The organism is Agromyces sp. P1_H4 (assembly GCF_056405255.1).
This window is the reverse complement of the sequence record NZ_JBFUCL010000415.1, coordinates 1-2,859: the sequence shown is the minus strand read 5'-3', so window position 1 is coordinate 2,859 and position 2,859 is coordinate 1. Positions and strand designations below refer to the sequence as shown.

The 2,859-nt window shown below is 71.4% G+C and carries 4 protein-coding genes; 3 read left to right on the top strand and 1 reads right to left on the bottom strand.

Annotation, left to right across the window (positions count from 1 at the left end; genetic code table 11):
• Positions 1-570: YflT domain-containing protein (locus AC1DY2_RS18145; protein ID WP_476763682.1), on the bottom strand; the 570-nt coding region annotated here is incomplete at its 3' end.
• Between the two features lie 87 nt (positions 571-657).
• On the opposite strand from AC1DY2_RS18145, the gene AC1DY2_RS18140 reads away from it, so the two are divergent.
• The 3 genes from AC1DY2_RS18140 to AC1DY2_RS18130 all read left to right on the top strand — a co-directional run.
• Complete coding sequence (locus AC1DY2_RS18140; RefSeq protein WP_476763681.1) at positions 658-1,989, top strand: magnesium transporter MgtE N-terminal domain-containing protein; 1,332 nt, start codon at positions 658-660, stop codon at positions 1,987-1,989.
• Positions 1,976-2,497 (top strand): DUF1003 domain-containing protein, encoded by a 522-nt coding sequence (locus AC1DY2_RS18135; RefSeq protein ID WP_309979773.1) that lies wholly within the window; start codon positions 1,976-1,978, stop codon positions 2,495-2,497. Before AC1DY2_RS18140 ends, AC1DY2_RS18135 begins: the two co-directional genes overlap by 14 nt.
• Positions 2,484-2,859: metal-sulfur cluster assembly factor (locus tag AC1DY2_RS18130; RefSeq protein WP_476763680.1), on the top strand; the 376-nt coding region annotated here is incomplete at its 3' end. The genes AC1DY2_RS18135 and AC1DY2_RS18130, both read left to right, overlap by 14 nt.

Sequence of the window (2,859 nt, the reverse complement as noted above, 5' to 3'; positions counted from 1 at the left end):
GGCCTCGCCGTAGCTCATCGGACGCCCGCTCGTCGGCGAGGAGGCCGGCACCACGGGCGGCCGGGACGGGATGGTGCTCGGCGCGTCCACGCCGAGCACGGAGCGTGCCCGCTCGACATGGGCCGACTCGGCGATGATCGCATAGCGCGTGGCGAGCACCTGGTTGACGGAGGTGAAGTCGCGTCGGCGGCGGTTGACCGAGTACGACACGACGCTGAAGATCATGCCGAAGCCCGCACCGATGAGCACCGCCGATCCGAGGATGCCGAGCGTGGCGCCCGAGGGCGCGAAGATGAAGAACAGCAGGCCCAGGAACGTGCCGAACCATGCGCCCGAGATGGCGCCCGCGCCGGCTGCGCGACCCCAGCTCAGCGTGCCGGTGATGCGCTCGACGCTCGTGAGGTCGGTGCCCACGATCGCGAGCTCCTTCACCGGGAACGCCGCCTTCGCCAGCTGGTCCACCGCCGCCTGCGCCTCGGGATAGGTCTCGAAGGTCGCGACGGTCTCGCCCTTGGGAAGGGTCGGGAACGTGCGCGCCGTGCGGCCGCCGAACGGGGAAGGTGAGCTCACCCCGTCATTCTCCCACGCGCCCGCGCGCCGCCGCCGGGCAGCCGCCGGGAGGGCCGGGTTCCCGGTTCCGGGGGCTAAGTTGGTACCGTGAGCGCCACGAGAGTCTTCGTCGCCCGACTCGCCGGGTGCGCCGTCTTCGACCCCGCCGGGGATCGGGTCGGCAAGGTGCGCGACGTGCTCGTCGTGTACCGCAAGAGCGACCCTCCGCGCGTGGTCGGCCTCATCGTCGAGATCCCCGGCAAGCGTCGCGTGTTCGTCTCGATCGGGCGGGTCACGTCGATCGGCGGCGGGCAGATCATCACCACCGGGCTCATCAACCTGCGTCGCTTCGAGCAGCGCGGCGGCGAGGTGCGCGTCATCGCCGAGATGCTCGGCCRCAAGGTCGTCTTCAACGACGGCTCCGGCGAGGCCACGATCGAGGATGTCGCGATCCAGGAGAAGGAGCCGGGCGAATGGGAGGTCGACCAGCTCTTCGTGCGGCGTCCCAAGGGCGCGTCGCCCTTCTCCAAGGGACAGTCGGCCTACGTCACGTGGCGCGAGGTCCGTGAGCTGAACGCGAGCGGCGAGGCGCAGTCGGCCGAGCAGCTCATCGCCACGTACTCCGAGCTGAAGCCCGCCGACCTCGCCAACACGCTGCTCGACCTGCCCGTGCAACGACGGCAGGAGGTCGCCGAGGAGCTCTCCGACGACCGCCTCGCCGATGTGCTCGAGGAGATGCCCGAGTCCGACCAGGTCGAGATCCTCTCGGGCCTGGGCGACGACCGAGCCGCCGACGTGCTCGATCACATGCAGCCCGACGACGCCGCCGACCTCATCGCACAGCTCCCCGAGGAGCGCGGCGAGCACCTCCTCGAGCTCATGGAGCCCGAGGAGGCCGACGACGTGCGGTTCCTCCTCTCCTACGGTCCCGACACCGCCGGCGGCCTCATGACGACCGAGCCGATCATCGTGTCGGCCGACGCCACCGTGGCCGAGGGCCTCGCGCTCATCCGGCGCCACGACCTGCCGCCGGCGCTCGGTGCGGCGGTCTGCGTCACGCTGCCGCCGTACGAGCCGCCCACTGGCCGGTTCCTCGGCGTCGTGCACTTCCAGCGGATGCTCCGCTACCCGCCGCACGAGCGCCTCGGCACGCTGATCGACCAGGGGCTCGAGCCCGTCCGCGCCGACACCTCCGCCGCCGAGGTCAGCCGCATCCTCGCGAGCTACGACCTCGTCTCGGTGCCGGTGGTCGACGAGAAGCACCGACTCGTCGGGGTGGTGACGATTGACGACGTACTCGACTACCTCCTGCCCGATGACTGGCGAAGTCACCCCGACGACGAGACCGATGTGGGGCGCCGGGCCGCGGCTCGCTCCCAGCTGACCACGGGCAGCATCCCGATCCCGAACGGAAGGAGGGCAGGAGATGGCACGCGTTGACGTCGAGGACCGCCGGTTCGACACCCCGAAAGGCACGCGCCGATCCGTGCCCTTCCGCGGGTCGGGCGACAGCGACCGGTTCGGCCGCTTCACCGAGTGGGTGGCCCGGGGCATGGGCACGCCCGGCTTCCTGCTCGGCCTCTCGGTCTTCGCGATCTCCTGGATGGCGTGGAACACGTTCGCGCCTGAGCCGCTGCGCTTCGACTCGATCGCGATCGGGTTCACCGCGCTCACCCTCGTGCTCAGCCTGCAGGCGTCGTATGCCGCCCCCCTGATCCTGCTCGCCCAGAACCGCCAGGACGACCGCGACCGCGTGCAGATCGAGCAGGACCGCCAACGCGCGGAGCGCAACCTCGCCGACACCGAGTACCTCGCCCGAGAGGTCGTCGCGCTGCGCCTCGCGATGCGCGACGTGGCGACGAAGGACTTCATCCGCTCCGAGCTGCGCGCCATGCTCGAGGAGCTCGACCGCAAGGACGAGGAGGAACGGGAGCATGCCGCGTCCTGAGGGCGACGGCGGTGCGGCCGCCGGCATGGCATCGGGCTCTCCTGCGGATGGGCTCGTCGCATCGGTCCTTGCCGCCCTCGCCTCGGTGATCGACCCCGAGATCCGGCGCCCGATCACCGAGCTCGACATGGTCGAGTCCRTGCGAGCCGGCGACGACGGGCGCGTGCAGGTCGTCATCCGGCTGACGATCGTCGGATGCCCCGCGGCCGATCGCATCGAACGCGACGTGCTGCAGGCGGCCGAGGCGGTCACCGGCCCCGGCCGCGCCGACGTGACCCTCTCGGTGATGACGCCCGAGCAGCGCGCCGCGCTCACCGAACGCCTGCGCGGCGGCCGGGCGGCCCGTACGAACCCGTTCGGAC

What these genes read in the sequence shown, in the direction of transcription:
- AC1DY2_RS18135 (WP_309979773.1), top strand. Translation starts at nt 1,976, where the DNA reads ATGGCACGCGTTGACGTCGAGGACCGCCGGTTCGACACCCCGAAAGGC.